A 24829-nucleotide genomic window follows, 5' to 3' on the forward strand; every position below is an offset into this window, starting at 1 on the left:
AAATGCCTTCAGCAAACCGCTAAGATTTTAGCGGTTTGCGTTTTTAGGTTGTATCAGCTCGTCTAGAATCACGCATCCCGCGCCGATTGTGATGAAACTGTCGGCCAGGTTGAAGACGGCGAACGACCATGTCTCCGTGTGAAACAGGATGTAGTCGATCACGTGGCCGTAGAGGAAGCGATCGACCAGGTTGCCGAGCGCGCCGGCGATGATCAGCGCATAACCGAGATGGGCGAAGGTGCGTTGCTTGTCGGTGCGGTTCCAGAGCCAGATGACGAAAGCGACGATGATCAGGCGCATGCCGACGATAAACCAGCTGTCCATGCCCGACAGCATCGAGAAGGCGACGCCGAGGTTGTAGGTCCGGTAGAGGGCCAGCATCGGGATGAGATGCACCGGCTCCTGCAGCGGTAGCGTATGGTCGACGACGATCTTGACGATCTGGTCGAGCACGACGGCGATGATGATGAAGATCAGGATCGGCAGGGGCCGGGCAAACAGGGTCGGTCGTTCTAGCGTCTGTTCGGTCATTTGGCCTCGTCGAGTGAGAGGAGATGGCGGCGTGCCTCGAACAGCATGACGGCGCTCGCGACGGCAAGATTAAGCGAGTCGGCGCGGCCCTGCTGCGGAATGCGGGCAAGCGCATCGGCTTCCTTGGCAAGATGCTCCGGCAGACCGGATTGCTCGTTGCCCATCAGGATCACCACCGGCTTCTTCTTGTAGTCGATCGTGCGGTAATCGACCGACCCAGCGAGGTGCGTCGCGACGACGGAAACGCCGGCGTGCTTCTTCCAGGCAATGAATTCTTCAGGCGTGGCGCGCGCAACGGGAACGGCAAACACCGAGCCCATGGTGGCGCGCACCGTTTCGAGCGAGAAGGGATCGGTCGTCTCGCCGACGAGGATGACGCCGGAGGCGCCGGTGGCGTCGGCCGTGCGGATGATCGTGCCGAGATTGCCGGGATCGCGCACGCGATCGAGAGCGATCCAGGTTTCACCCGGCTTCGGATGGATTTCGCGCAGTGGCTTCCAGCGGCTTTCGAAGATGCCGACGACCATCTGCGGATTGTCACGGCGGGTGATCGAGGAGATCACCTTTTCGCTGACCTCGAGCACCAGTCCGCCCGAAGCGACGGTCTTTGCCGCCATCTGCTCGACAAGCGGCTTGCCTTTGGCGGCCTTGGCGTAAACCAGCGTGCGGATCGTCCAGCCGAGTTCGATGGCATCGATCACCAGCTTCAGCCCTTCGGCCATGAAGGTGCCGCTTTGCTCGCGCGTCTTCTTGTCGCTGAGCGCCTTGATATCCTTGATGATGGGATTGGCGAGTGAGGTGACCTCTTTCACGTGCCCGACTTTATGCGGGCCGTGGCCCTTGTGTTCATGGCTCATTTCGGCACCCAGCGGGAGAAAAGGGAGGTGGAGAGCGCGCGTCCCGGCGCCTTGCCGTCCAGACCGGCCTCGCGAATGACGAGCTCGCCTGACTCGACAACGCCGCCGGCACCGCGCATCGTCTCGCGCATCAGCTCATGGATCGAATAGAAGCTCGCGCGGATCGAATAGGCGGTCAGCACCAGCCCGACCGCCTTGGGCGACAGGATTTCGCGGCAGATATCGAGCATGACAGGCAAATGCTCGAACAGATGCCAGACTTCGCCATTCGGCCCACGGCCGAATTTCGGCGGGTCGGTGAGGATGATGTCGTAGCTGTTGCCGCGGCGTTCTTCGCGCTGGATGAACTTCATCGCATCTTCGCAGATCCAGCGGATCGGCGCCTTCTCAAGCCGGCTCAGCGCCTGGTTTTCGCGCGCCCAGCCGATTGCCTTCTTCGACGCATCGACATGGGTAACCTCTGCGCCCGCTGCCGCCGCAACCAGCGAGGCGACGCCAGTGTAGCCGAAGAGGTTCAGCACCTTTAGCGGTCGTCCGGCGGCTTCGACCTGCTGCTTCATCCAGGTCCAGTGGACGATCTGCTCCGGAAAGACGCCAACATGCCGGAAGGAGGTGAAGCGGCCGAGGAAGTCTACGCCGAGCAGATTGAGTGGCCAGGTCTCGCCGAGCGCTTCCTTGGGAAAGCGCCAGCGCCCGGTGCCTTCCTCGTCGGTATCGCCGGTGAAGACGGCATTGACCTTTTCCCAGGCCTGCTTTGGCAAGGACGGCTGCCACAACGCCTGGCCTTCAGGGCGTACGATCCTGTAGGGGCCGTATTGCTCCAGCTTCTCGCCATTGCCGCTGTCGATGAGATGAAAGTCGCCTGCGCCAAGGGATTCGAGAATGACGGGCACGCGCTCGGCCGGACGCTCGCCGGTGCGCTCCATCAGCGGTCGCTCGATCGCCGTCGGCACCGAGGCCGGTTCACGCACCTTTTCACGAGCCGGCGCAGGCTTGGCTGCAGGCTTTGTCGGTCGCTGGCCACGATCGTCGGTGCGGCGCCCGCCGGAGGGGCCGGCGGAGGATTTCTGCCCCGGCCGGCGTTCTTTCTGTCTCAACGTGATCTTCCGCGTGCTTCAATTCGATAGAGCTCGTGCAAATAGCATTCCGTTTCACCTTGGCAAAGCGCTTTCCGGCTGTGATAAATTGAGGCAGGTCGAAATGGGAGGATTTCGGATGGACTTGACCGGCGAAGAACGGATCACCGCACCCCGGGATGTCGTATGGGCAGCGCTCAACGACCCTGAGATATTGAAGCAGTGCATTCCGGGCTGTCAGAGCCTGGAGATGAAATCTCCGACCGAGCTGACAACGGTGGTGAAGGTCAAAATCGGTCCGGTTTCGGCAACGTTCAACGGCGAGGTCTTGCTATCCAACATCAAGGCGCCGGAAAGCTATACGATCTCGGGCGAGGGCAAAGGCGGTATTGCCGGTTTCGCCAAGGGCGGAGCTGACGTCGTGCTGAAGGACGACGGTGGCGAAACTATCTTGCAGTACGAAGCAAAAGCCCAAGTCGGTGGCAAGATCGCACAGCTAGGCGCGCGATTGATCGATTCGACATCGACGAAGCTGGCGCAGCAGTTCTTTTCCAGTTTCAACACTGCCGTCAGCGCCAAGGCCGCAGAGTAAGGGTCCAAATTGACAGATTTCTCCATTCAGACGCAGCCGCAATCCGTAAAGTGGACCATCAGATCGCCCCGCCAGTCGGACTTGGAAACACTAGCCGGCATTTATCTGGCCGTACGTCGTGAAACCTTCGTGTGGGTCGATCCCTCAAGCTTCCGCCACGAAGATTTCCAAGCCCACACGCAAGGCGAACATCTGTGGCTTGCGGAGGCCCCGAATGGGGAGACTGCGGGCTTCATGACGCTATGGCCGCCGGACGATTTCATTCACATGCTCTATGTCAGCAAATCCTGGCAGGGGCAGGGTGCTGGTGCCGCGCTGCTTAGGGCGCTGCCGGATTGGCCGCACAACAAGTATCGTTTGAAATGCTTGGTGAAGAACGGCCGCGCGAAGGCCTTCTATCGTTCCAAGGGGTTCGTCGTTACGGGATCAGGCACATCAGCGGAAGGCGACTACGAGGAGATGAGTTTTTATCCGGGTGGGTAGAATCGGCCTTCGCCGACCCTACTGCAGCTGCGGCTTCTTGAGGAACGCGTTGCGATCGGCGGACCTGATGCGCAGCCACGCCTCGCGGCCATCGCGCAGAACTCGCATGGGGATTTCCGCGCCCGCGGGTCCGCTGCTCCAGACTTTGCGATAGAAATCGGCGAGTCCATCAACTTCGCCATCGCGGATCTCGGAAATGATGTCGCCCCGCCGCAAGCCGGCGTCAGCCGCCGGGCTTCCCTCGGCCACGCTCATCACGACCACATCGCCATTGCTTTCCGCGGAGAAGGCTCCGAGCCACGGTCGCGGCGGCTTGTTCACGCGGCCGCGGGTCATCAGATCGTCGAGAATTGGCGGAAGCAGGTTGATCGGTACGATCATGTTGATATCGGCGACCTCGTCGTTCTGGCTCATCTGCAGGCGCAGTGAACCGATCCCAAGCAACTTGCCCTCGGCGTCAATGAGTGCCGCGCCTCCCCAGGAGGGATGCGCGGGTGTCGTGAAGATCGCCTCCTCAAGCAGATATTCCCAATAGCCGGCGAACTCCTGCTTTGCCACGATCCTGGCTTCCACGAACTGGCCGATGCCGTCTGCCAGCACAACGGGGTCGCCGAGGCTGGCTCCGGTGCCATCGCCGAATTCCAATGCCGGCAGGCCGAGATCGCCCAGCGCCTGAAGCAGGCCGAACCCGGTCTCCTGGTCATAGGCGAGCGGATGGGCTGCGATGACACGCCCGTCAAGCGTGGTCAGCCACACTTCCTCGGCCTCGGTGATCAGGTAGCCGATGGTGAGGACCAGTCCGGGCTCCCTGATGACGACGCCGCTGCCTTCCCGGCGTGTGCCGAGCGTGCCGGCTGTAAAGGCATCTTCCGGAATTGAGGAGCGAACGGCCACAACTGACCGCAGGACTTCGTCGATACTCATGGTCTCATCCTCGCAAGGCGCGGCGCGTGTGTCGCGAAACGACTGTGCCTGGCAGATGTGCAGTGGGGCCTATTTTCTTATATAGCTATGGAGGTGGGTCTGTGGCTGCAAGTGTTTGCGCCCCCGGAATTTCAGCCTGCGCTCTAGCCTTCGGCCCTGGCGAGCGCGTCACCGCGAGGCAGCTGCCCGACAATTTCCTCGGCGCGGTTCTTGTGGCGATCCGCCTCGGCCTGCCAGCGAACGGCTTCCTTGGCCTCGGTGCGAGCACGCTTACGGTATTTGCCCTGGTTCAGCCAGGTGGCCGCCGAGCCGACGACCATACCGATGATCAGCGCGATGAAGATGAACACGAAGAATGGCGCCGACAGCGAGAGCACTCGGTCTTCCGGCAGGAAGGGATTGAAGGCGAGCGTCACGACCTGCCTGTTGGCGACGCAAAAGACGATCAGGATGATTCCAAGTGGCAGAAAAATCAATAGGTTAGTGATCTTTTTCGCCATGCTCGGCCTCCGTATTTCAACGCGCGCCGTCTTTGGCGCGGCGCTTTGCTCTGATCAGCAGGATAATGGGCCGAGGGCCAAGTTCAAGTGCGGGGTTGCCGCAGGCAGCCATGTAGCAGCCATGTATAAGAGGGATCAATCCTCTTCGTCGGCCTGTCCCGGATTGAGGCGCTCGCGAAGCTCCTTGCCGGTTTTGAAGAAGGGAACCCACTTCTCCTCGACGAAAACGGTATCACCGGTGCGCGGGTTGCGGCCGGAGCGGGACGGGCGATTTTTTACCGAGAACGCACCGAATCCGCGCAGCTCGACGCGGTTACCCGCGGCGAGCGCGTCGGTGATCTCATCGAGCACCGCGTTGACGATATTCTCGACGTCGCGATGGTAAAGATGGGGGTTGCGGGCTGCAACTATCTGCACCAGTTCGGACTTGATCACTTTCGCCCCCTTAAATTATTGATTTCTTATCAGTCATGGCCAACCTGCCAAACTGAAAGGAGCCCGTCAAGGAGCAACTTTTGAGGCAGGATTCCGCCGAGATCGCGAGCCTTGGCAAGATCGTCGTAGCCAAGCAGTGTCAGGATCTGAGACGCGCTGTCTGCGAGCAGGAAGGGTGTGCTGCTCTTCTTGTCCCAATCGACCTCAGGCAGGCTCTTGCTGACCTTGCGTGTCTCAAGATAGGCCCTGATCTCGTCATCCCCGCCAATCTGGTCGATCAGCTTTGCCTTGAGCGCCTGACGGCCGGTGAAAATCGTGCCGTCCGCGAGCTTCTGCACTTCGTCGCGTGGCAGTTTGCGTCGCTCGGCGACGAGATCGACGAACCAGCCATAGCTATCGATGATCATGTTGTTAATCATCGCCTTGGCCTCTTCGCTTGCCGGATGGAATGGCGAGGGTTCGGCCTTCAACGGTGACGATTTGATTTCTTCCAGCGAAACGCCGATCTTATCGAGTAGCGGCTTAACCTGCGGATATTGGAAGATCACCCCGATCGAACCGGTGATCGAACTGTCTCCGGCAATGATCATGTCGCCGGCGGTCGCGATCATGTAGCCGGCGGAAGCAGCCAGCGTGCGCACGTCGGATACGACAGGCTTCTTGGCGGCAACGGCGCGGATTGCCTTGAAGACCCGCTCGCCGCCATAAGTGGTGCCGCCGGGCGAGGAAATCGAGACGACGACGGCCTTCACCGCATCGTTCTTTTCAATCTTCTTCAGCCGCTCCAGGAGTTCGTCATCATCGGTGATCAGCCCGGAAATGGTCACATGGGCGACGTGCGGCCGGCGGGTTGCGATGTCGCCGACGAATGCCCGATAGGCGGCAAAACCCAGTGCTACAAGCAATAATACCGCAACGACGCGCCAGAAACCGACCTTTCGGCGAAGCCTGCGGCGATCGGCGATCATCGAACTGTCCATTCATTCCTCCAGGGGCGGCGAGCACGCGCGATCCCATAAATCTAGGGCTCGAGCGCCGTTCGGACACGTTGATTTACCACGCGTCGGCGCCTTTCTTGCTTGTTGCAGAAAAAAATCCATATTGGCAAGTCAGTGTAATAATGCGAAACGAACTGTGATCGAGCGCGACAATGCCTATATACGTCGCCTGATCACCGATACGGACCTTGTTTATGCTCAACACTTTGAACACCAGCGGAAAGGCTGACTATGTGAAGCCGGAGCGAAGCGCCTATGGTGCTGCGCGCTTCCATTCCGCGCGTGTGCGCCGCCTGAAGATCATACTTCCGATCGCTGCCGTTGTGGTGTCGTTGGTCTTTATTGGTGTTTCCGTGGTCCGCACCTATCTGCCGGAGAACATCAAGATCGAGGGTGCAAAGATCGAGAACGGCAAGGTGGTGATGGAGAAGCCCGCAATCTCCGGCCGCAATTCGAATGGGATCAACTATTCGATGCTGGCCGAACGGGCGCTTCAGGATATCAAGAATCCCAACCTGATGACGCTGGAGAACATCAAGGCTGCGGTACCGATGAAGGACGATCTCATTGCCCGCGTCGAAGCAACGGCTGCAGATTACGACCGTTCGACCGATAATCTCGATGTCAAATCACCCTTTGCCATCCTTTTGAGCAACGGGCTGACAGCCAACTTCCAGAGCGCCAAGGTCGACATTAAGGGCGGGAAGCTCACGAGCGAGGATCCCGTAAGTATTCAGAAAGATGGCGCGTCTATTGTTGCACGCTCGATCAAGATGACGGATAAGGGGCAGACGATCACATTCGAGGGGAATGTACGCATGAATGTCGATCCGTCCGCTATTCACAAACAGGGCACTTAACAGCCGGGTCACCATGACAAACGATTGTCGCATTTCTACCCGCAAGGCGGGAGCAGTATTTCTCAGTGGCGCGGTGGCGCTGCTGCTGTTGGCCGGGGGCGCCCTGGCGCAGGCAACGACCAGTCAGATGGACGGCTTGAAGCTGAACAGTGACGAGCCGATTCAGATCGAGAGCGACAAGCTGGAGATCCACGATCAGGAGCACACGGCCGATTTCACGGGCAATGTGAAGGTGGTGCAGGGTAAGACGACACTGCAGGCCGGACATATGACGGTCTATTACAAGCCGAAGGGCGGCGACGCGAATGCGGCCCCGGCGGATGGCGCCAAAACCGCTTCGGCCTCGATATCATCGGGCAACGCCGATATCGATCACATCATCGTGACGGACAAGGTGTTCCTGAACTCAGGCACGCAGACAGCCACGGCCGATAATGGTTCCTTCGACATGGCCAAGCAGCTTTTCATCCTCAAGGGCGATAAGGTGATCCTTACCGATGGACCGAACGTCTTTACGGGTTGCCAATTGACGGTGCACATGGAGACGGGACAGGCACAGTTGGACAGCTGCGGGGGGCGCGTCCAGATTCAGCTTGATCCGAAGTCACAGAAACAGAACTGACCCCGGCCTTACCACGTGAAGTTATTCTCGCTATCGACCATGTTCGGCAAGTCCGGGCTCCAAGTGGCTGCAGAGACCCCCGCCGGTGACAACAGCCGTTACCAGGGCACGCTGATTGCGCGCGGTCTGACCAAGACCTATAGCACCCGGCGTGTCGTGAACGGCGTGTCGCTGGTCGTTCGACGCGGCGAGGCCGTTGGCCTGCTGGGTCCGAACGGCGCCGGCAAGACGACCTGCTTCTATATGATCACCGGGCTTGTGCCCGTTGACGAGGGCACGATCGAGATCGACGGCAATGAGGTTACGACGATGCCGATGTATCGCCGCTCGCGGCTGGGCGTTGGCTACCTGCCGCAGGAAGCGTCGATCTTCCGGGGATTGACCGTCGAAGAGAATATTCGCGCCGTTCTGGAGGTGCATATCAACGATAAGGCTGCGCGCGAAAAGAAGCTCGACGAGTTGCTCGATGAGTTTCACATTCGTAAGCTGCGCAAAAGCGCGGCCGTGTCGCTTTCCGGCGGCGAGCGTCGCCGCCTCGAAATCGCCCGTGCGCTGGCGACAGATCCGACATTCATGCTGCTTGACGAGCCGTTCGCGGGCGTCGATCCGATCTCCGTCGCCGACATCCAGCATCTCGTTCATCATCTGACGGCGCGCGGTATCGGTGTGTTGATCACCGACCACAATGTGCGCGAGACGCTGGGGCTGATCGACCGCGCTTATATCATCCATGCTGGCGAAGTCCTGACGCATGGTCGTGCCAACGACATCGTCAACAATCCGGAAGTGCGCCGCCTGTACCTGGGCGACAATTTCAGCCTTTGACGCGCTCCGGCGCCGCGGAAATTCACCTTCTGTGACAGTTCCGCTTGACCAAATAGAATAAAAAAGCAATTTTTGGGCCAACTTGGATTTCCGTGGCCTGAGCCCGTGACAGGACGCGGTTTCCCGGAGGAGACGAACGGGAGTTTCGCGTCCGCTATGGCACTGTCGGCCAATCTTTTCCTGCGCCAGAACCAGTCGCTGGTCATGACACCGCAACTGATGCAGTCCATTCAGTTGCTGCAGATGACGCATTTCGAGCTGATGCAGTTCATTGCCCAGGAAGTCGAAAAGAACCCACTGCTGGAGCTTCCGTCAAATGATGCGGACGCAGGCACCGAGCGCGGTGGCGCGGAAGACGAGGCCTATCCACATCAAGCAGAAGAGTCCTCCGATGACGGTTACGACAGCCGCACCGAGGTTTTGTCGGGCGACTGGTACGAGGGTGGCAACGGCGCCAGTGCAAGCCGCCTCAGTGATGAGCTCGACGCCAACTATGCGAACGTCTTTCCCGATGATGGCGCCCCGCAGCGTGCCGATGCTCCCGAGCTGATCAGCCAGTGGAAGTCGATGCCCGGCAACGGCGAAGGGGCCGAGAGCTACGATCTTGATGATTTCGTCGCCGGTCAGATCTCGCTGCGCGATCACCTTGCCCAGCAATTGCCCTTTATCCTGCCCGACATGTCCGATCGCCTGATCGCCCAGTACCTCGTCGATCAGCTGGACGAGGCAGGCTATCTCCAGGGCGATGCGACGGAAGCTGCCGATAGGCTGGGCGCGATCGTCGACGATGTCGAGCGCGTGATCGCCGCCTTGCAGACGCTCGACCCGCCCGGCGTTTTCGCCCGCAACCTGGCCGAATGCCTGGCGATTCAGCTCCGGCAGAAGGACCGCTTTGACCCCGCCATGCAGGCGTTGGTCTGCAATCTCGAGCTTCTGGGCCGGCGCGACTTCGCGACGCTGAAGCGGCTGTGTGGCGTGGACGAAGAAGATCTGCTCGATATGCTGGGCGAGATCCGCCAGCTCAATCCGAAGCCGGGCGCCGGCTTCGAAGCCGGAATGTCGGAGGCGATCATGCCCGACGTCGTCGTGCGCGCGGGCTCCGATGGCGGCTGGCTGGTGGAGCTCAATCCGGACACGCTGCCGCGCGTTCTGGTCAATCAAGCCTATTTTTCCAAAGTCACAAAGAGTGGTGACGATCACGCCTTTCTGTCGGAATGCTTGCAGACCGCCAATTGGCTGACCCGGAGCCTCGACCAGCGGGCCAAGACGATCATGAAGGTCGCAAGCGAGATCGTTCGACAGCAGGATGCCTTCCTGATGCATGGTGTTGATCACCTGCGGCCGCTCAACCTTAAGACGGTAGCCGACGCCATCAAGATGCACGAATCCACCGTCAGCCGCGTGACGTCAAACAAGTATATGCTGACACCGCGGGGGCTCTTCGAGCTCAAGTATTTCTTCAGCGTCTCGATCAGTGCCGTCGAGGGCGGTGACAGCCATTCGGCCGAGGCCGTGCGCCATAAGATCCGGACGCTGATCTTGCAGGAAAGCCCGGATGCCGTGCTTTCTGATGACGATATCGTCGATATCCTGAAGCGGGGCGGCGTCGACCTTGCCCGCCGTACGGTGGCCAAGTATCGCGAGGCGATGAGTATCGCTTCGTCCGTCCAGCGCAGGCGCGAGAAGCGGGCTTTGGCGAAGGTCGCCGGGTTTTGACTGTTGCCCGAGGCGACCACTGCGTGTATTCCATCGTTCTAATGCATGTGTCTGTTGACATTTTGGTAACTTCTGGCTAGAAGCGCGCCGCAATTGGCGCTGTGGACAGCGTTGGAAGTTATCCCCATCATCCTCAGGGCGCCTGAAGCCGGGAACTTCGGCCGATCTTGCTTGGGGTCGCGCGAAGTGCTTGGATGAGGGTGAGCCTTGGCGTAGACTGGTACTCGCAAACCACCATAAGAAGGGAAACTCCATGAGTGTGCGTGTATCCGGTAAACATATGGAAATTGGTGACTCGTTCCGTCAGCGGATCGAGAACCAAATCGGTGTCGCCGTCACGAAATACTTCGACGGAGGGTATTCCGGTCAAGTGATCGTGCAGAAGGCCAACGCCCGGTTTTCCGCCGATTGCAAGCTTCATCTCGATAGCGGAGTTGTATTGCATGCCGCCGGGGAGGCGATGGATCCGCAGTTGGCCTTCGATGCAGCGTCCGAACGGATTGAGAAGCGTCTTCGCCGTTACAAGCGCAAACTTAAGGATCACCACTCCGGAAATCACCAGAATGGTTCTGCGGAAGTCGCGTATACCGTGATGGGTGGGATGTCGGACCACGACGACGAGATTCCGGATGATTTCGCGCCGGCGATTGTCGCCGAAAGCACCAAGCAACTGAAAACAATGTCCGTAGCGACCGCCGTGATGGCGCTCGACATGACGGACGAGCCGCTGCTGCTTTTTCGCAGCCCCGGCAAGGAACAACTAAACATCGTTTATCGTCGGCACGACGGTAACATTGGCTGGATCGATGCAGCCAGCATCAAAAGCTGAGATCAGGGCGAAGGGCGGCAGTTAGGCTGCCGCTCTCCCTTTCTTGGTGCAGAAGGAAAATAAAATGGCATTGGCAGATTTGCTGCAGCAAAATGCGATAATTCCCGCCCTCAGGGTAAATTCCAAGAAACAGCTCCTCCAGGAATTGGCTGCAAAGGCGTCGAAAGTCACAGGGCTTTCGGAGCGGGAAATTTTCGATGTTGTCCTGCAGCGCGAGCGCCTCGGCTCGACAGGCGTCGGAAACGGCATCGCCATCCCGCACGGCAAGCTCGCAAGCGTCCACTCCATCGTCGGCATCTTCGCACGTCTCGATCAGCCGGTGGATTTTGAGGCTCTGGACGATCAGCCAGTGGATCTGGTGTTTCTGCTGCTGGCGCCCGAAGGCGCGGGCGCCGATCACCTCAAGGCTCTGTCGCGCATCGCCCGCGTGCTGCGCGATCATGATCTCGTCGCCAAGCTGCGTGCGACCGACTCCGCTTCGGCGATCTATGCGTTCCTCAATGAGGAGCAGACCTCGAACGCGGCCTAAGCATTCATATTCCAGCAAAAGGCGCCTGATTGCTCAGGCGCCTTTTTTCGTTTCAGGTGGTCGAATCCGCTTAGAACTCTTCCCAGTTGTCCTGGGCAAGCGCTGCTGAGCCGTGCGTTTGGGGAACCGCGCGCCGTGGTGCCGATGCTGCTGCCGGGCGGTAGGTCGGTACCCCGGTTGGCGCGCGCATCTGCTGAGCCGTCGAGCGAAGCGCCGAAGCGTGACCCATGCCGGATACGCGGAAGCGTGTCACGAGTTGCTTCAGCGTCTGGGCTTCATCGTTGAGCGTGACGCTGGCTGCCGTCGTTTCCTCGACCATGGCGGCGTTCTGCTGGGTAACCTGGTCCATCTGGTTCATGGCCTGGTTGATCTCCTTCAGGCCGATCGCCTGTTCGCTGGCCGAGGCAGAGATCTGGCGGATGAGGCCATTGATACCCATCACCTGCTCGGAGATCTTGTGCAGCGTGTCGCCGGCGCGGCCAACCAGATCGACGCCTTCCTTGACCTGCACGGCCGAGGTGTTGATGAGCGTCTTGATCTCTTTGGCGGCATTGGCGGACCGTTGCGCCAGCTCGCGGACTTCCTGCGCGACGACGGCAAAGCCCTTGCCCGCTTCACCGGCACGTGCTGCTTCGACACCCGCATTCAGCGCCAGCAGGTTGGTCTGGAACGCGATCTCATCGATGACGCCGATGATGCGCGAGACCTCGGTGGAGGATTGTTCAATACCCTGCATCGAAGCAATCGCCTTGCGCACCACTTCGCCCGACTTCTCCGCATCCTCGCAGGCGAGGTTGACGTTATCTGCAGCGGTACGGGCATTCTCGGCGCTAGAGTTAACCTGTGCGGTGAGCTCGTTGAGCGCTGCTGCTGTTTCTTCCAGGCTTGCTGCCTGCTGCTCGGTGCGCTTGGCGAGATCGGAGGCGCTGCCACTGATTTCACTCGTACCGGAGCCGATGTTCACGACGCTGAGATTCATCGTCTTGATGGTTTCCTCGAGGCTTTCGAGCGCCGCGTTGAAATCCTGCTTCAGCTTGGCGTATTCGCCCGGGAAGTCCTCGGTGATGCGATGGCCGAGATTGCCTTGCGACAGCTCCGACAGGCCGGAGCCGACGATCGAGACGATGTGACGCTGCAGCGTAACCGACTGCCGCCGCTCCGCCTCCGACCGGCCGCGCTCGGCCTCGGCGGCGTCACGCTGGTTGTTCGCCTCGGCTTCAAGGCGCTGCGTGTCGGCGAGGGCAAAGCGGAAGCCTTCAAGGGCCTTGGCCACGGAGCCGATTTCGTCGGCGCGATCCTGGCCGGCAACCGGATGCTCGTACTTCCCGTCGCTGAGGTTCTTAACGCTGGCGACAAGACCACCAATCGGGCGCTGAACGAAGGCGCGGACGGCGAAGTAGAGGGCGATCATGACTGCGGCAAGCACGAGGATGCCTGCGACGACCATCATGAAGGTCTGATCCTGAACGGGCGCGTTGATGGCAGTGTGCGGCACGTCCACGAGGATCACCCATGTCGTGTTCACGTCGGGCAGGGCGAAGGGATAGACGACGCGGTCGAAGGGTTCGTAGCCGTCGAAGGTCAGGTTCTTGACGACCGCAGGCTGCAGCGTCGAGAGCGCACTCTTCACCGCATCCGCGCCTTCGCCGTCATAATCCTTCATCGAGAGATCGGGGATCGGCGCGACGATCCATTTACCGGTCTGCGAGAGTAGCGTGACGCGGCCGGAGCCGAAGGGGTGGAGCGTCGAGAGCTTGTCGCGGAGCGATTTCAGCGAGATATCGACACCGCTGACACCAATCATCTTGCCGCCAGACATGACCGGATAGGCGATCGAGGTCATCGCCGTGTTTTCGCCGGTGGTCGTTTCTGCATAAGGCGGCGTGAGCGCCCCCTTCTTGCTCTGCGCAGCAAGCGCGTACCAGGCAGCCTTGTAGTCGGACTCGAAGGTGGAGAACGTGAAGCCGCCGTCCTTGCTCTTCGTCCAGTACGGGTTGAAAGTACCGTCCTTCGCGGCGCCGAAGTCGGCCTTGCCAGCCATGCTGGCCGACTGTCCGTCGAAGGCGTTCGGCTCTTCGGCGAACCAGCTGCCAAAGGCAAACTGGTTGCGCTCGACGTTTGCCTTCAGCATGTCGAGAACCGCCTTGCGGTCGAGATATTTGCCCTCCTGACCACGGCCGATCGCGCCAGCCATGGAGCGTGCCGCCCCTGCCAGTTCACCGACGGAAGAGGCGACCTCGTTGGCTATCGCCTTCGCTTCCAGATTGGCCTGGTCCATAGTGAGTGTCTGGACGCGATTGCGCGTCTCACCGATGAGAAAGAAGTTGGAAACGAGGAGGACGAGGGCGATGGCAATGCCGGTAATGAGGATAAGCTTGGCTGCAAGCGATTTCATGCGAAAGATGAACATGGATTCCTCGGGGAGCAAGGATGTGCCGGACGGGGCATTCATCGGCACAGGGAGGAGGGCGTCGCCCCATCATGGAGCAGCCGTTACAGAAGCCGGTCCCTGGGAGAGATCCGGTGATGCTGGAACATCGCCGGAACCTCTTAAATTTCAATGAAATCCAACGAAAATGGATGGGGACCTGCGGCAAGCCGCTCCACTATGTCGCGGGACGAATTGCCCTATAGCTCGTTTGCGACTTCGGCGCTCGAGGGGATCGATGGCTGGGCACCCTGCTTCAGGCAAGCGAGCGAGCCGGCGACGGCCGCACGCCGCAGGGAGGCCTCGAAATCCAGCCCTTCGTCCAGGCTCGCCGCGAAGTAGCCGCAGAAGGTGTCGCCGGCGCCGACCGTATCGACGGGCTCGATCTTCAGCCCCTTGGCACGGGAAATGACACCATTCCGGATCGCGATCACGCCGTCTGCGCCGAGCGTTACGATCAAGGTCTGCCCAGTTTCCGCATTCAGCCGCTTCAGTGCGGCTTCGCGATCATCCGCTCCCATGTTTTCCTGGCCGGCGAGGCGCTCGAACTCTGTTTCGTTAGCAATAACAATGTCGGCAAGGCGGCCGAGGCGCGGCGCATCATCGATCAGTGGGGCAAGGTTGAGCACGGTCGTCACGCCTTTGGCGTGGGCATCGGCCAGCGCCCGCTCGACGGCCGGAACAGGCACTTCGAGCTGAAGCATCAGGATGTCGCCTTTGTTCATGGCATCGATCGCTGCATCGGCATCGGCCGGCGTCATCGTGCCGTTTGCACCGGGCACAACAGCAATCATGTTTTCGCCGTCGCCACCGACGAGGATCAGCGCGGTTCCGGTCGGCTCGTCGACCTGCTTGACGGTTTCAAGCCCCGTGCCGGCCTCCTTCAGCAATGCGAGCGCCGGCTCTGCGAAGCCATCCCGACCGACGGCGCCTGCCATGTGAACGGTGCGCCCGGCGCGTCGCGCGGCAAGCGCCTGGTTGGCGCCCTTGCCGCCCGCCGCCGTCGAGAAGCCGTTGCCAGCGACCGTTTCGCCGGGCTTCGGCAAGCGCGCGGTGGTGGCGATGAGGTCCATATTGATGGAGCCGAAAACTGTGATCATGGGTGTCCCGTCCGATGCTTTTCTTGGGCGCGACACTGCCCGAAGGCGTTACTCGTCGTCAACCACCCTGAGCTTGAGAAGCCCGCTGCGGCTGTCGACGGATTTCGGCGCCGGGTCATTATCTCGTGCCGTGGCCTTGCCGCTGTCGCCGCCCTCGAACTCCAGAGCCTCGATCTTCGCTCCACGCTTGTTGAGCTTGTCGGCGGACGTGATGATCATGTCGACATCCTTCTGCGCCATCGCGAAATGGCCCTGCAACTTGCGCACGCGCTCGTCGAGGCGGCCAAGATCGTCCATCAGGCTCGCGACCTCGCCCTGAATGACATGTGCCTGGGCCCGCATCCGTTGATCCTTGAGCACCGCCTGAATGACCTGGATGGAGAGCATCAGCAGCGAAGGTGACACGATGACGATGCGCGACCGGTGTGCCTTCTGCACGATCGCTTCGAAATTCTCATGGATCTCGGCAAAGATCGATTCCGATGGCACGAACATGAAGGCCGTGTCCTGCGTCTCCCCCTGGATCAGGTATTTCTCCGAGATATCGCGGATATGCGTCTCCATGTCGCGGCGGAACTGCTGCGACGCAACCTTGGCTCCATCCGGTCCGCCCGCGTCTCGGATCGCGTTCCAGGCTTCGAGCGGGAATTTCGCGTCGATCACCAGCGGCGGCGCGCCGTTCGGCATGCGGATCGTGCAGTCGGGACGCGAGCCGTTGGACAGCGTTTGCTGGAATGCATAGGCGCCCATCGGCAGGCCATCGGCGACAATCGTCTCCATGCGCGATTGGCCGAAAGCGCCGCGCGTCTGCTTGTTGGAGAGGATCGCCTGCAGACCGACGACGTCCTTCGCCAGCGTCTGGATATTGCTCTGGGCGGCATCGATGACGGCGAGACGCTCTTGCAGCCGTTGCAGGTTCTCGTGCGTCGATTTGGTCTGTTCACTGATCGTCGTGCTGACGCGCTGCGACATTCCGTCCAGGCGCTGGTTGATCGCCTGGTTGAGTTCGGACTGCCTGGAGCCGAAGACTTCGGCCATCGTCGACATGCGCCCATGCATCTCGGCCTGGATCTTCAGAAGCTCGGCCATGCGGGCGTCCGTCTCGGCGGCACGAAGGCTCGCGACCTCGGCCTGCTCGCGCCGGACCTGTCCGCTGCGGACGAGGAGGACGACCAGAAGTAGGATCAGCGCGGCGATTGCGCCTCCGGTAAGGGCCAGCATGGCGGGGCTTGTCTGCGACAGGGCAAGGAGAAACGACTCAGAGCTGGGGTTCATGCTGGCAACAATAGCAAACTCAAATGAGATATCCAGATCAAAACGTGAACAGCCCACAAGCTTTCCGGCAAACCAAATGACATCAGAAAGCAAACGGCAACTGACGAATCGGAAGCGCATTTAACCATTGCTCAACCATATTGCGCAAAAGCTCTGCTCAAATTTCCTTCAGCATCAATCGCAAAGCAGAGACATCATGACCAGCCAGCAGTCCGACAGCGCGCTCAAGCAACGCCTCGATTTCATCGAGTTGGATGATGGAGCCCGCACGGCGCTTCGCGAGATGCGCCCGGCGATCGCGGAGCTGCTCGGCGGCGCCCTCGACAAGTTCTACGCGAAGTTGGCGAAGACATCCGAGGTCGCGGGCTTCTTTGCCGACAAGGCGCATATGGGGCACGCCAAGAAGCGCCAGGAAGATCATTGGGCCAATTTGGCCGGCGGCAACTTCGACGAGGCCTATGTGAAAGGCGTGGTTGCGGTTGGCAAGACGCATGCCCGCATCGGGCTGGAGCCGCGCTGGTACATTGGTGGCTATGCCTTGCTGATGAGTGAACTCGTGAAGGGCCTCATGGCCAAGCAGTGGCCCTCGATGTTCGCCAGGCAGCAGGGCAAGGTGCTGGCCGAGAAGCTCGCCGCCGTTATCAAGGCCGGGATGCTCGATATGGATTACTCGATCTCGGTCTACCTCGAAGCACTTGAAGAGAAACGCCGGAAGCTGGAGGAAGAGCGGGCGAAAGCCGAGCAGGATCAGGCAATCGCTCTCGATCATCTTCGCCGCAGCCTGGAAGCGCTCTCGAACGGCGATCTCGAGGCGACGCTACCGCCCGACCTCCCCGGCAATTTCAAGAGCATGGCCGACGATTACAATCGCGCGGTCGCTGCTCTTCGTACGTCCTTCGCGTCGGTACGGGCAACTTCGGGTGAAATCCTGAGGGGCACGGACGTGATTGCCAAGGCCTCGGATGATCTTGCATTGCGCACGGCGCAGCAAGCCGCCGGCGTCGAGGAAAGCTCGGCGGCACTGCAGCAACTCTCGGTCAGCGTCGGCCAGACGGCCGCAAACGCCGAAAAGGCATCCGGTGCTGTTCGCGAGACCCAGCAGAAGGCCAAGAGTTCGGGCGAACTCGTCACCAGCGCCGTTTCCGCGATGGCCGGTATTGAAAAGTCATCGACCGAGATCGCACAGATCATAGGCGTGATCGATGAAATTGCCTTCCAAACGAACCTGCTGGCGCTGAACGCCGGCGTTGAAGCTGCGCGTGCCGGCGACGCAGGCAAAGGTTTTGCCGTCGTGGCGCAGGAAGTCCGCCAACTCGCGCAACGCACCGCCGACGCGGCCAAGGAGATCAAGAACCTGATTTCGGAAAGCTCGTCACAGGTGAATGAAGGGGTCGACATCGTCAGCAGCACCGGCGAGGCACTGAACGACATGATCAACCGCATCGATATCATCAACCGCTTCGTCGCCGATATCGCGGCTGCGGCACGCGATCAGGCGACCGGCGTCAACGAGGTCAGCGTCGCCATTCGCAACATGGACACCATCACGCAGCAGAACTCGGGTATGGTCGAGAATACCTCAGCCGAGACACGGCGCCTTCGCGGCGAGGTCGATAATCTGGTGGCGCTGCTGCAGCGCTTCCGCACCGGCGTCGGACATCGTTCGATGGCCGCCCCGCGCCGCGCCGCCTGACGGGAATGCGGCTAAATTCAGGGATGGAGCGTAAAAAAGCGCTCCACCCGCCTGCCGGATAATTCCATCCTGGAAAAAGATGCGTTATGGGAACGCCATGACCATCAAGCCACTCATCATTCTCCCCGATCCGCTGCTTCGTCAGGTTTCCAAGCCGATCGAGCGCGTCGATGCCGATTTCCAGCGCCTTGCCGACGACATGCTTGAAACCATGTATGACGCGCCAGGTATCGGCCTTGCTGCCATCCAGATCGGCGTGCCGCGCCGCATGCTGGTGATTGACGTTTCCCGTGAAGGCGAAGAGAAGCAGCCCCTCGTATTCGTCAATCCGGAGATCCTCGCATCGTCCGACGAGCGCTCGGTGTATGAGGAGGGATGCCTTTCCATCCCTGACTACTATGCCGAAGTCGAACGCCCGGCGACGGTCACCGTCAAGTACCTCGACCGAGACGGCAAGGAGCAGGCGGTGCAGGCCGACGGCCTGCTCGCGACCTGCCTGCAGCATGAGATCGATCACCTGAACGGCGTGCTCTTCATCGACCACATCTCTCGCCTCAAGCGGGACATGGTGATCAAGAAGTTCACCAAGGCCGCGAAGTCGGCGAAGGCGCTCTAGCTCTGAGTTGCGCCGGCAGCCGGCTTGCAGTGCGCCGATTGCGATCCGACGGCTTGATCTGGCGCTCGCAATCCCGTTTGAAGAGGCCGACCGGAAACATGGCGGGATAAAATGTCGCTTCGCATCATCTTCATGGGTACGCCCGAATTCTCCGTTCCGACCCTGCGAGCGTTGGTCGATGCCGGGCATACGATCCTCGCTGTCTACAGCCAACCGCCAAGGCCGGGCGGACGGCGTGGCCTCGATCTGCAGAAGTCGCCTGTTCATCAGGCTGCCGAACTGCTCGGTATCCCCGTCTTTACGCCAGTGAATTTCAAGGATCCGGAAGAGCGTGAACGCTTCCGGGCATGCGATGCCGACGTTGCCGTTGTCGTTGCCTATGGCCTGCTGCTGCCGGAAGCTATCCTGACTGGCACGCGTTACGGCTGCTATAATGGTCATGCCTCGCTGCTGCCGCGCTGGCGGGGTGCTGCCCCCATCCAGCGAGCGCTCATGGCCGGCGATCAGAAGACCGGCATGATGGTGATGAAGATGGATAAGGGCCTGGATACCGGCCCGGTGGCCCTCACCAGCGAAGTCGAGATCGGCGCCAACACTACGGCCGGGGAGTTGCACGACAAGCTGATGCATGTCGGTGCCAAGGCGATGGCTGAGGCAATGGTCAAACTCGAAATGGGCGACCTTCCCTTGACGCCGCAGCCCTCGGACGGCGTGCTCTACGCCGCCAAGATCGACAAGGGCGAGACGCGGATCGATTTTTCAAAAGACGCCGCTGAAGTTCACAATCACATTCGCGGTCTGGCACCATTTCCGGGCGCATGGCTCGAAGTGGCAACTGGCGGCAAGCCTGAGCGCGTCAAGGTGTTGGCCTCGGAGATTGCGCAAGGCAGCGGCAGCGCCGGCGAACTGCTGACAGACGATCTTGTCGTTGCCTGCGGAACCGGCGCCGTTCGCCTGACCAGATTGCAGAAGGCCGGTGGCAAGCAGTTGCCGACCGCCGACTTCCTGCGTGGGACACCGCTCGCATCTGGCACGAGGCTGTCCTGATGCATCGCTATCGCATGATCGTCGAATATGACGGTGGTCCTTACGTCGGCTGGCAGCGGCAAGAAAACGGACCTTCCGTTCAGGGCGCGATCGAGAAGGCGATCCTGTCGGCAAGCGGAGAGACGGTCTCGGTCCGTGGGGCGGGCCGCACCGATTCCGGCGTCCATGCTACGGGGCAGGTGGTTCATGCCGACCTTTCCAGAGAGTGGTCGGCCTTCAAGCTCCAGAACGCGGTGAACGCCCATCTCAAGCTGGCGGGCGAGCGGGTCGCGATCATCAGTGTGGAAGCGGCAAGCGAGTTCTTTGATGCCCGCTTCTCGGCACTGCGGCGCCACTATCTTTATCGCATCATCAGCCGTCGCGCGCCATTGGCGCTTGAGGCCGGTAAGGCCTGGTGGGTGCCGAAGCCGCTCGATCACGAGGCCATGCATGCAGCGGCGCAGACATTGGTCGGCAAGCACGATTTCTCGACGTTCCGCTCCGCCCATTGCCAGGCCAACAGTCCGATCCGCACGCTCGATCGGCTGGACGTGACAAGAAACGGCGAATTGATCGAGATTCGCGCCACCGCCCAAAGCTTCCTGCACAACCAGATCCGTTCTTTCGCGGGAACACTGAAGCTTGCGGGCGAGGGCAAATGGACGCCGAACGATGTCCGTGCCGCGCTGGATGCCCGCGACCGCAAGGCCTGCGGTCCCGTTGCACCCCCGGATGGACTTTACTTCATGCAGGTGGATTATCCGGCGGTGATCACCGATCGCCGCCCGCTGCTGGAGGGCGGCGACAGCGATGACGGTGACGAGCTATCATGACCCGGCCTACAGGGCCCGATAGATGGCCTTGCCGATATCCAGCGGGAAGGCGCCGAACAATCCTTCGAGCGCTGTGTTCGTAAGCGCCACCACTGTCAGTTTCCTTTCCCGATCGACGAACCATGAGTGGCCGTGGACGCCGCCCCACTGGAGCGCTCCCGGAGCCAGCGGCAAGTCGGAACGGTCCGGATCGGTCACAACAGCCCAGCCGTAGCCGAAACCTAGCCCGGCGCGCGCAAGCTCAGCAAGGCCCTTCGTCCGGTCGTGGACCATTGCGGAAACGGTGTCTGAATCAAGCAGCGGCGCTCCGCCACGTCTAACGGTTTCGAGTATGGCGAGGATGTCCTCGGCCGTGCCTGCCATGCCGCCGCTGGCGGAGTGATAGCTGTGAGGATCGAGGATGCGCTCCGTCGAATAGCGGATCACGCCGGAAGAGGTGACGACCGAATCCTCGCACGCCATCGGCTCGGGTTCCGGCGTCGCATTCTTGTAAGGGACGGCAAGACGACCACGATCCGTTACATGAAACGCGGTATCGGAAAGTCCGAGCGGTTGAGTGACGAGCGCGGCGACTGCTTCGCCCAGCGGGCCGCCGGTTTCTTTTTCGATGACGCCGCCGAGCACATCCATCGAGATCGAATAGCGCCAGGCTCCACCGGGCTCGTAAAGCAACGGTTCGCTCGCAAGCCGGCGAAGTTTTTCTTCGAGCGCGATGCAGGCAGGGTGTCCGCCCGCGAGATTGGTGCCCTCTGGCCTCCCTTCGCCCCCGTCGCCTGTCAAACTGTCGCCGAGGCCCGCCGTGTGCGTCAGCAGATGATGGATCGTGATGGCCGGTGCAGATCCATCCGGCAGCCGTGGACGGAAATAGGGCAGCCAGCGAGTGACAGGATCAGCGAGATTGATCTGTCCCTCTTCGACGAGCCGCATGGCGGCGATGGTGACGATCGGTTTGGTCACCGAGGAAAGCCGGAAGATCGTGTCCGTGCGCATTGGCAGGCTGTTCTCCCGATCCGCCATGCCGGCGGCGCGACTATAGGCGATGCTGCCCTCCTGGGCGACGAGGACCACAGTTCCAACGAGCCGCTTCTCTTCCAGTGCGGAGTCGATTGCGCTGTCGAGCAGCCGAGTCATTTGCGGGTTCGGTCTGATGGCGATTGTATCGGAAGGCATGTTTTTCCTCTCAAAGAAATGGCGTGCAGTATCGGTCAGCCGCCCGCGGGACCAGCGGTGTGTAAAATCCGGAAGAGGTGGGTCGCGCCAAGGAGGGCTCGTGTGACGACAGCGAAGACCTTAATACTTGCGCACAGCTGCGATAATCGGCTCTATATTCTCAGGAGCTGAGCATAGGGCGCAAAGATGACGGGTTTCGCGGATCGATTGGACATCTTCCTCAAGGTCGTTGCCGCGGGAAGCTTTTCCGCTGCCGGTCGGGAACTCGGCATGCAGGCGTCGTCGATATCACGGCAGGTCGACCTGCTGGAAAGTGAACTCGGGGTGGAGCTATTCTATCGGTCCACGCGTCGGCTCGCATTGACGTCAGCGGGGGAGACACTTTGCCATCGCGCCCGGCAGGCGCTTGGCCAGCTCGAGGAGACCCGGAGCGTTGTCGCGGCAATGGCGAGCGAACCGCAGGGATGGCTGACGATTTCGGCGCCGGTCTGTTTCGGCCGGCGTCACGTCGTTCCGTTGGTGCCGATCTATCTGGAACGATTCCCGAAGGTGCATCTCGAACTGTCTTTGGAGGATCGGGCCGTGAATCCCATCGGGGAGAGCATCGATCTTGCTGTCCGCATCGGCAAGCTGCAGGATTCCGCGCTTCTCGTGACGAAGCTTGCGGCAACGGAGAGCGTCGTCTGCGCCGCGCCGTCCTATCTTCAGCGCCACGGCGTTCCGGCGGTCCCGGCAGACCTCGTGCATCACGCCTGCCTGACCACACCGAAGCCGATGAAGGCTGGGATGTGGCAGTTCGGCGAAACCGGCTCGGAAGACCGGCTCGAGGTTTCCGGTCGTTTTGTCTGCGCCGACATGGACGGGCTTCTTGCAAGCGCCATCGCAGGGCTGGGGATCATCCATCTGCAAACATGGCTGGTGGCCGAGCCGCTCCGGGACGGCCGGCTGGTGCGGCTCTTCCCCGCGCTGCCGCCGAGACCAGACGGCAGCGGCATCCACGCGCTCCGACCGCCGGGCGCGTTGACGACGAAGGTGAAAGGGATGATCGACCTCCTGAAGGCGCGCATGGCCGCACTGTCGGAATAGAACGATTCCGGCGGATCTATATTGGATAGATGCCCAGAAAGCGCTGCAGGTATTCCGACAGCATCAGCGATGGCACCAGCAGCACCAGCGTCAACGCGCCGACCATCAGACCCTGGCCGTAGAAGATCATCCTGAGAATGCGTGCGATCGCAAAGACCTGTGCCAGCATGAAGGCCAGCAGCAGCAGCGAGACGAGGCCGACCATCTGTGGCAGGAAGAAGACCAGTGCGAGCAGCAAGCCGTTGACGTAGGAGAGCGGCACGCCCAGCCAATTAACGCTGACGATAACGGGCGCGAAACGCTCGCCCTTCTTGAAGGCGAGCAGTAACAAGCCCGCAAAGACCAGCGGGACGAACCAATTGGCGGCTTCGACAAGCCCGAGCCGGAAATAGAAGAGGGCGCCGACATTGGTATGCGGCGGCATCGTCTGCAGGAAGGCCTGGCGCCACCAGAGCCACGAGATTCCCATCGGCGGCAGGCACCAGAAGATCGCCCAGAACGAACGGTTGACGCCGCGCTCCGACATGTCGAGGAAACGGAAGCCACGCGGATCCATGCGGATCAGCAGCCAGATTCCGGCGAGATAGTACTGAACTTCCCTAAAGCCCGGCATTCGCAAACCAGCGCTCGATGAAGGTTTCATAGATTACCGTGAGTCGCTCGAGGTCGGAAACAGCGACGCGTTCATCGACCATGTGCATGGTCTGGCCGACGAGACCGAATTCGACGACGGGGCAATAATCCTTGATGAAACGGGCGTCGGAGGTGCCGCCTGTGGTGGAGAGCTTCGGCGACTGGCCGGTGACGCTCTCGACGGCGGAAGAAAGCGAGGCGATCAGCGCATTGTTGCGCGTCAGGAAGACGTGGCTCGGCCGCTCCGCCCACACGATATCGTATTTGAGTGGCGGCCGGCCGGGGCGAAGCACGCCTTCCGCAGCGGCGGCATCGAGGCGGCGCAGGATCTCCTGCTGCAGGCTCTCGGCGGTCCAGGTGTCGTTGAAACGGATGTTGAAGCTCGCCGTTGCCTTGGCAGGCACGACGTTCGTCGCCGGATTGCCGACGTCGATTGTCGTCACTTCGAGGTTGGATGGCTGGAAGTTGTCGGTGCCGCCGTCGAACGGCGGGTCCATCAGTGCTTGCGTCAGCTGCAGGATGCCGCGCACCGCGTTGTCGGCCAAATGCGGATAGGCGGCATGGCCCTGGACGCCGTGCACAGTGATCTTGCCGGAGAGCGAACCGCGGCGGCCGATCTTGATCATGTCGCCAAGCTTATCGGGGTTGGTCGGCTCGCCGACGAGGCAGGCATCCCAGCGTTCGCCGCGTTCGGCTGCCCATTTCAATAGTTTGATCGTGCCGTTGATCGCCGGGCCTTCCTCGTCGCCGGTGATCAGGAAAGAGACCGAGCCCTTCGGCGCGCCATGCTTTTCGATATGGCGCGCGATGGCCGCAACAAAGCAGGCAACGCCGCCCTTCATGTCGACGGCGCCACGCCCGAACAGTTCACCGTTCGCGATCTCGGCGGCAAAGGGCGGATGCGTCCAGGCGGCTTCGTCGCCAACGGGGACCACATCGGTATGCCCGGCAAACATCAGGTGTGGGCCGCCATCGCCAAGCCGTGCATAGAGGTTCTCGATATCGGGCGTTCCCGGCGCAGTCGCCTTCACCTTGTCCACCTTGAAGCCGAGCGGCGACAGCATCGCCTCAAGCGCCGAAAGCGCGCCGCCCTCGGCGGGCGTGACGGACGGGCAGCGAATCAGGGTCTGAAGATTGGCGACGGGATCGGTAGCGGTCATGGGAGTGGAACTATCCAGCGGTAGTGGCAAAG

General features: G+C 61.0%; 26 protein-coding genes. 13 read left to right on the forward strand and 13 right to left on the reverse strand.

Annotated elements, in window-relative coordinates:
- Window positions 1-27: 27 nt before the first annotated feature.
- From lspA to K9B32_RS07080, 3 genes are read right to left on the reverse strand one after another with little or no spacing between them, the layout of a single operon-like run.
- On the reverse strand, window positions 28-531 hold the full coding sequence (gene lspA / locus K9B32_RS07070) for a signal peptidase II (protein WP_224561212.1): 504 nt from the start codon (window positions 529-531) through the stop codon (window positions 28-30).
- Window positions 528-1388 (reverse strand): TrmH family RNA methyltransferase, encoded by an 861-nt coding sequence (locus K9B32_RS07075; RefSeq protein ID WP_224561214.1) that lies wholly within the window; start codon window positions 1386-1388, stop codon window positions 528-530. Before K9B32_RS07075 ends, lspA begins: the two co-directional genes overlap by 4 nt.
- The gene (locus K9B32_RS07080; protein WP_224561215.1) at window positions 1385-2485 is read right to left on the reverse strand and encodes a class I SAM-dependent methyltransferase; all 1101 of its coding nucleotides are present in this window, start codon (window positions 2483-2485) and stop codon (window positions 1385-1387) included. Before K9B32_RS07080 ends, K9B32_RS07075 begins: the two co-directional genes overlap by 4 nt.
- Window positions 2486-2603: 118 nt before the next feature.
- Between K9B32_RS07080 and K9B32_RS07085 the strand changes: the two genes are divergently transcribed.
- Both K9B32_RS07085 and K9B32_RS07090 read left to right on the forward strand, forming a co-directional pair.
- Window positions 2604-3056 (forward strand): SRPBCC family protein, encoded by a 453-nt coding sequence (locus K9B32_RS07085; RefSeq protein WP_224561217.1) that lies wholly within the window; start codon window positions 2604-2606, stop codon window positions 3054-3056.
- Between the two features lie 9 nt (window positions 3057-3065).
- A complete protein-coding gene (locus tag K9B32_RS07090) occupies window positions 3066-3539 on the forward strand; it encodes a GNAT family N-acetyltransferase (protein ID WP_224561218.1) in 474 nt (157 codons plus the stop codon).
- 18 nt (window positions 3540-3557) lie between these two features.
- Here K9B32_RS07090 and K9B32_RS07095 read toward each other — a convergent pair whose 3' ends face one another.
- The 4 genes from K9B32_RS07095 to sppA all read right to left on the reverse strand — a co-directional run bounded on the left by K9B32_RS07095 (window position 3558) and on the right by sppA (window position 6378).
- Window positions 3558-4463 (reverse strand): S1C family serine protease, encoded by a 906-nt coding sequence (locus tag K9B32_RS07095; protein ID WP_224561220.1) that lies wholly within the window; start codon window positions 4461-4463, stop codon window positions 3558-3560.
- A gap of 143 nt (window positions 4464-4606) precedes the next feature.
- A complete protein-coding gene (locus tag K9B32_RS07100) occupies window positions 4607-4963 on the reverse strand; it encodes a DUF1049 domain-containing protein (RefSeq protein WP_224561222.1) in 357 nt (118 codons plus the stop codon).
- A gap of 135 nt (window positions 4964-5098) precedes the next feature.
- A complete protein-coding gene (locus K9B32_RS07105) occupies window positions 5099-5398 on the reverse strand; it encodes an integration host factor subunit beta (RefSeq protein WP_003544934.1) in 300 nt (99 codons plus the stop codon).
- A 29-nt stretch (window positions 5399-5427) separates the two neighbouring features.
- The gene (sppA, locus tag K9B32_RS07110; protein ID WP_224561224.1) at window positions 5428-6378 is read right to left on the reverse strand and encodes a signal peptide peptidase SppA; all 951 of its coding nucleotides are present in this window, start codon (window positions 6376-6378) and stop codon (window positions 5428-5430) included.
- Window positions 6379-6590: 212 nt separating this feature from the next.
- On the opposite strand from sppA, the gene lptC reads away from it, so the two are divergent.
- From lptC to ptsN, 6 genes are all read left to right on the forward strand, one after another.
- Complete coding sequence (lptC, locus tag K9B32_RS07115) at window positions 6591-7256, forward strand: LPS export ABC transporter periplasmic protein LptC (RefSeq protein ID WP_224561226.1); 666 nt, start codon at window positions 6591-6593, stop codon at window positions 7254-7256.
- Between the two features lie 13 nt (window positions 7257-7269).
- Complete coding sequence (locus K9B32_RS07120; protein WP_193385373.1) at window positions 7270-7878, forward strand: LptA/OstA family protein; 609 nt, start codon at window positions 7270-7272, stop codon at window positions 7876-7878.
- A 39-nt stretch (window positions 7879-7917) separates the two neighbouring features.
- Window positions 7918-8703: an LPS export ABC transporter ATP-binding protein gene (lptB, locus tag K9B32_RS07125; protein WP_224561302.1), complete on the forward strand. Its 786-nt coding sequence runs from the start codon at window positions 7918-7920 to the stop codon at window positions 8701-8703.
- A 156-nt stretch (window positions 8704-8859) separates the two neighbouring features.
- A complete protein-coding gene (gene rpoN, locus K9B32_RS07130) occupies window positions 8860-10419 on the forward strand; it encodes an RNA polymerase factor sigma-54 (RefSeq protein ID WP_224561228.1) in 1560 nt (519 codons plus the stop codon).
- A gap of 253 nt (window positions 10420-10672) precedes the next feature.
- Window positions 10673-11248 carry a ribosome hibernation-promoting factor, HPF/YfiA family gene (gene hpf / locus K9B32_RS07135; protein WP_224561230.1) on the forward strand — a complete coding sequence of 192 codons (576 nt, stop codon included), beginning with the start codon at window positions 10673-10675 and terminating at the stop codon, window positions 11246-11248.
- Window positions 11249-11312: 64 nt separating this feature from the next.
- Complete coding sequence (gene ptsN / locus K9B32_RS07140; protein WP_007529605.1) at window positions 11313-11777, forward strand: PTS IIA-like nitrogen regulatory protein PtsN; 465 nt, start codon at window positions 11313-11315, stop codon at window positions 11775-11777.
- A gap of 70 nt (window positions 11778-11847) precedes the next feature.
- Here the strand turns inward: ptsN and K9B32_RS07145 are convergent, their stop codons facing one another.
- The 3 genes from K9B32_RS07145 to K9B32_RS07155 all read right to left on the reverse strand — a co-directional run bounded on the left by K9B32_RS07145 (window position 11848) and on the right by K9B32_RS07155 (window position 16580).
- On the reverse strand, window positions 11848-14187 hold the full coding sequence (locus K9B32_RS07145) for a methyl-accepting chemotaxis protein (RefSeq protein WP_224561237.1): 2340 nt from the start codon (window positions 14185-14187) through the stop codon (window positions 11848-11850).
- A 218-nt stretch (window positions 14188-14405) separates the two neighbouring features.
- Window positions 14406-15305 (reverse strand): ribokinase, encoded by a 900-nt coding sequence (locus K9B32_RS07150; protein ID WP_224561239.1) that lies wholly within the window; start codon window positions 15303-15305, stop codon window positions 14406-14408.
- 48 nt (window positions 15306-15353) lie between these two features.
- Complete coding sequence (locus tag K9B32_RS07155; RefSeq protein WP_224561241.1) at window positions 15354-16580, reverse strand: DNA recombination protein RmuC; 1227 nt, start codon at window positions 16578-16580, stop codon at window positions 15354-15356.
- 196 nt (window positions 16581-16776) lie between these two features.
- Between K9B32_RS07155 and K9B32_RS07160 the strand changes: the two genes are divergently transcribed.
- The 4 genes from K9B32_RS07160 (at window position 16777) to truA (ending at window position 20748) form a co-directional block, all read left to right on the forward strand.
- On the forward strand, window positions 16777-18273 hold the full coding sequence (locus tag K9B32_RS07160; RefSeq protein WP_224561243.1) for a methyl-accepting chemotaxis protein: 1497 nt from the start codon (window positions 16777-16779) through the stop codon (window positions 18271-18273).
- 97 nt (window positions 18274-18370) lie between these two features.
- Window positions 18371-18889, forward strand: coding sequence for a peptide deformylase (def, locus tag K9B32_RS07165; protein ID WP_224561245.1), 519 nt, complete (start codon window positions 18371-18373; stop codon window positions 18887-18889).
- Window positions 18890-19000: 111 nt separating this feature from the next.
- Window positions 19001-19936, forward strand: coding sequence for a methionyl-tRNA formyltransferase (fmt, locus tag K9B32_RS07170; protein ID WP_224561252.1), 936 nt, complete (start codon window positions 19001-19003; stop codon window positions 19934-19936).
- On the forward strand, window positions 19936-20748 hold the full coding sequence (gene truA / locus K9B32_RS07175; RefSeq protein WP_224561254.1) for a tRNA pseudouridine(38-40) synthase TruA: 813 nt from the start codon (window positions 19936-19938) through the stop codon (window positions 20746-20748). Before fmt ends, truA begins: the two co-directional genes overlap by 1 nt.
- Window positions 20749-20754: 6 nt before the next feature.
- On the opposite strand, the gene K9B32_RS07180 is transcribed toward truA, so the two are convergent.
- Entirely contained in the window at window positions 20755-21918 is a 1164-nt protein-coding gene (locus tag K9B32_RS07180; RefSeq protein WP_224561256.1) for a serine hydrolase domain-containing protein, read from the reverse strand.
- 186 nt (window positions 21919-22104) lie between these two features.
- Between K9B32_RS07180 and K9B32_RS07185 the strand changes: the two genes are divergently transcribed.
- Window positions 22105-23004, forward strand: coding sequence for a LysR family transcriptional regulator (locus K9B32_RS07185; protein ID WP_224561261.1), 900 nt, complete (start codon window positions 22105-22107; stop codon window positions 23002-23004).
- Window positions 23005-23020: 16 nt separating this feature from the next.
- Here the strand turns inward: K9B32_RS07185 and K9B32_RS07190 are convergent, their stop codons facing one another.
- Window positions 23021-23617 carry a hypothetical protein gene (locus K9B32_RS07190; protein WP_224561263.1) on the reverse strand — a complete coding sequence of 199 codons (597 nt, stop codon included), beginning with the start codon at window positions 23615-23617 and terminating at the stop codon, window positions 23021-23023.
- Entirely contained in the window at window positions 23604-24797 is a 1194-nt protein-coding gene (dapE, locus tag K9B32_RS07195; RefSeq protein ID WP_224561264.1) for a succinyl-diaminopimelate desuccinylase, read from the reverse strand. The genes K9B32_RS07190 and dapE overlap by 14 nt, the downstream gene beginning before the upstream one ends.
- Window positions 24798-24829 lie beyond the last annotated feature (32 nt).

The sequence above is a fragment of the Rhizobium sp. 3T7 genome (genome assembly GCF_020166565.1).
Taxonomy (GTDB): domain Bacteria; phylum Pseudomonadota; class Alphaproteobacteria; order Rhizobiales; family Rhizobiaceae; genus Rhizobium.

What these genes read in the sequence shown, in the direction of transcription:
- lspA (WP_224561212.1), bottom strand. Translation starts at nt 531, where the DNA reads ATGACCGAACAGACGCTAGAACGACCGACCCTGTTTGCCCGGCCCCTG.
- K9B32_RS07075 (WP_224561214.1), bottom strand. Translation starts at nt 1,388, where the DNA reads ATGAGCCATGAACACAAGGGCCACGGCCCGCATAAAGTCGGGCACGTG.
- K9B32_RS07085 (WP_224561217.1), top strand. Translation starts at nt 2,604, where the DNA reads ATGGACTTGACCGGCGAAGAACGGATCACCGCACCCCGGGATGTCGTA.
- K9B32_RS07095 (WP_224561220.1), bottom strand. Translation starts at nt 4,463, where the DNA reads ATGAGTATCGACGAAGTCCTGCGGTCAGTTGTGGCCGTTCGCTCCTCA.
- K9B32_RS07100 (WP_224561222.1), bottom strand. Translation starts at nt 4,963, where the DNA reads ATGGCGAAAAAGATCACTAACCTATTGATTTTTCTGCCACTTGGAATC.
- sppA (WP_224561224.1), bottom strand. Translation starts at nt 6,378, where the DNA reads ATGGACAGTTCGATGATCGCCGATCGCCGCAGGCTTCGCCGAAAGGTC.
- lptC (WP_224561226.1), top strand. Translation starts at nt 6,591, where the DNA reads ATGCTCAACACTTTGAACACCAGCGGAAAGGCTGACTATGTGAAGCCG.
- K9B32_RS07120 (WP_193385373.1), top strand. Translation starts at nt 7,270, where the DNA reads ATGACAAACGATTGTCGCATTTCTACCCGCAAGGCGGGAGCAGTATTT.
- lptB (WP_224561302.1), top strand. Translation starts at nt 7,918, where the DNA reads ATGTTCGGCAAGTCCGGGCTCCAAGTGGCTGCAGAGACCCCCGCCGGT.
- rpoN (WP_224561228.1), top strand. Translation starts at nt 8,860, where the DNA reads ATGGCACTGTCGGCCAATCTTTTCCTGCGCCAGAACCAGTCGCTGGTC.
- hpf (WP_224561230.1), top strand. Translation starts at nt 10,673, where the DNA reads ATGAGTGTGCGTGTATCCGGTAAACATATGGAAATTGGTGACTCGTTC.
- ptsN (WP_007529605.1), top strand. Translation starts at nt 11,313, where the DNA reads ATGGCATTGGCAGATTTGCTGCAGCAAAATGCGATAATTCCCGCCCTC.
- K9B32_RS07145 (WP_224561237.1), bottom strand. Translation starts at nt 14,187, where the DNA reads ATGTTCATCTTTCGCATGAAATCGCTTGCAGCCAAGCTTATCCTCATT.
- K9B32_RS07150 (WP_224561239.1), bottom strand. Translation starts at nt 15,305, where the DNA reads ATGATCACAGTTTTCGGCTCCATCAATATGGACCTCATCGCCACCACC.
- K9B32_RS07155 (WP_224561241.1), bottom strand. Translation starts at nt 16,580, where the DNA reads ATGAACCCCAGCTCTGAGTCGTTTCTCCTTGCCCTGTCGCAGACAAGC.
- K9B32_RS07160 (WP_224561243.1), top strand. Translation starts at nt 16,777, where the DNA reads ATGACCAGCCAGCAGTCCGACAGCGCGCTCAAGCAACGCCTCGATTTC.
- def (WP_224561245.1), top strand. Translation starts at nt 18,371, where the DNA reads ATGACCATCAAGCCACTCATCATTCTCCCCGATCCGCTGCTTCGTCAG.
- fmt (WP_224561252.1), top strand. Translation starts at nt 19,001, where the DNA reads ATGTCGCTTCGCATCATCTTCATGGGTACGCCCGAATTCTCCGTTCCG.
- truA (WP_224561254.1), top strand. Translation starts at nt 19,936, where the DNA reads ATGCATCGCTATCGCATGATCGTCGAATATGACGGTGGTCCTTACGTC.
- K9B32_RS07180 (WP_224561256.1), bottom strand. Translation starts at nt 21,918, where the DNA reads ATGCCTTCCGATACAATCGCCATCAGACCGAACCCGCAAATGACTCGG.
- K9B32_RS07185 (WP_224561261.1), top strand. Translation starts at nt 22,105, where the DNA reads ATGACGGGTTTCGCGGATCGATTGGACATCTTCCTCAAGGTCGTTGCC.
- K9B32_RS07190 (WP_224561263.1), bottom strand. Translation starts at nt 23,617, where the DNA reads ATGCCGGGCTTTAGGGAAGTTCAGTACTATCTCGCCGGAATCTGGCTG.
- dapE (WP_224561264.1), bottom strand. Translation starts at nt 24,797, where the DNA reads ATGACCGCTACCGATCCCGTCGCCAATCTTCAGACCCTGATTCGCTGC.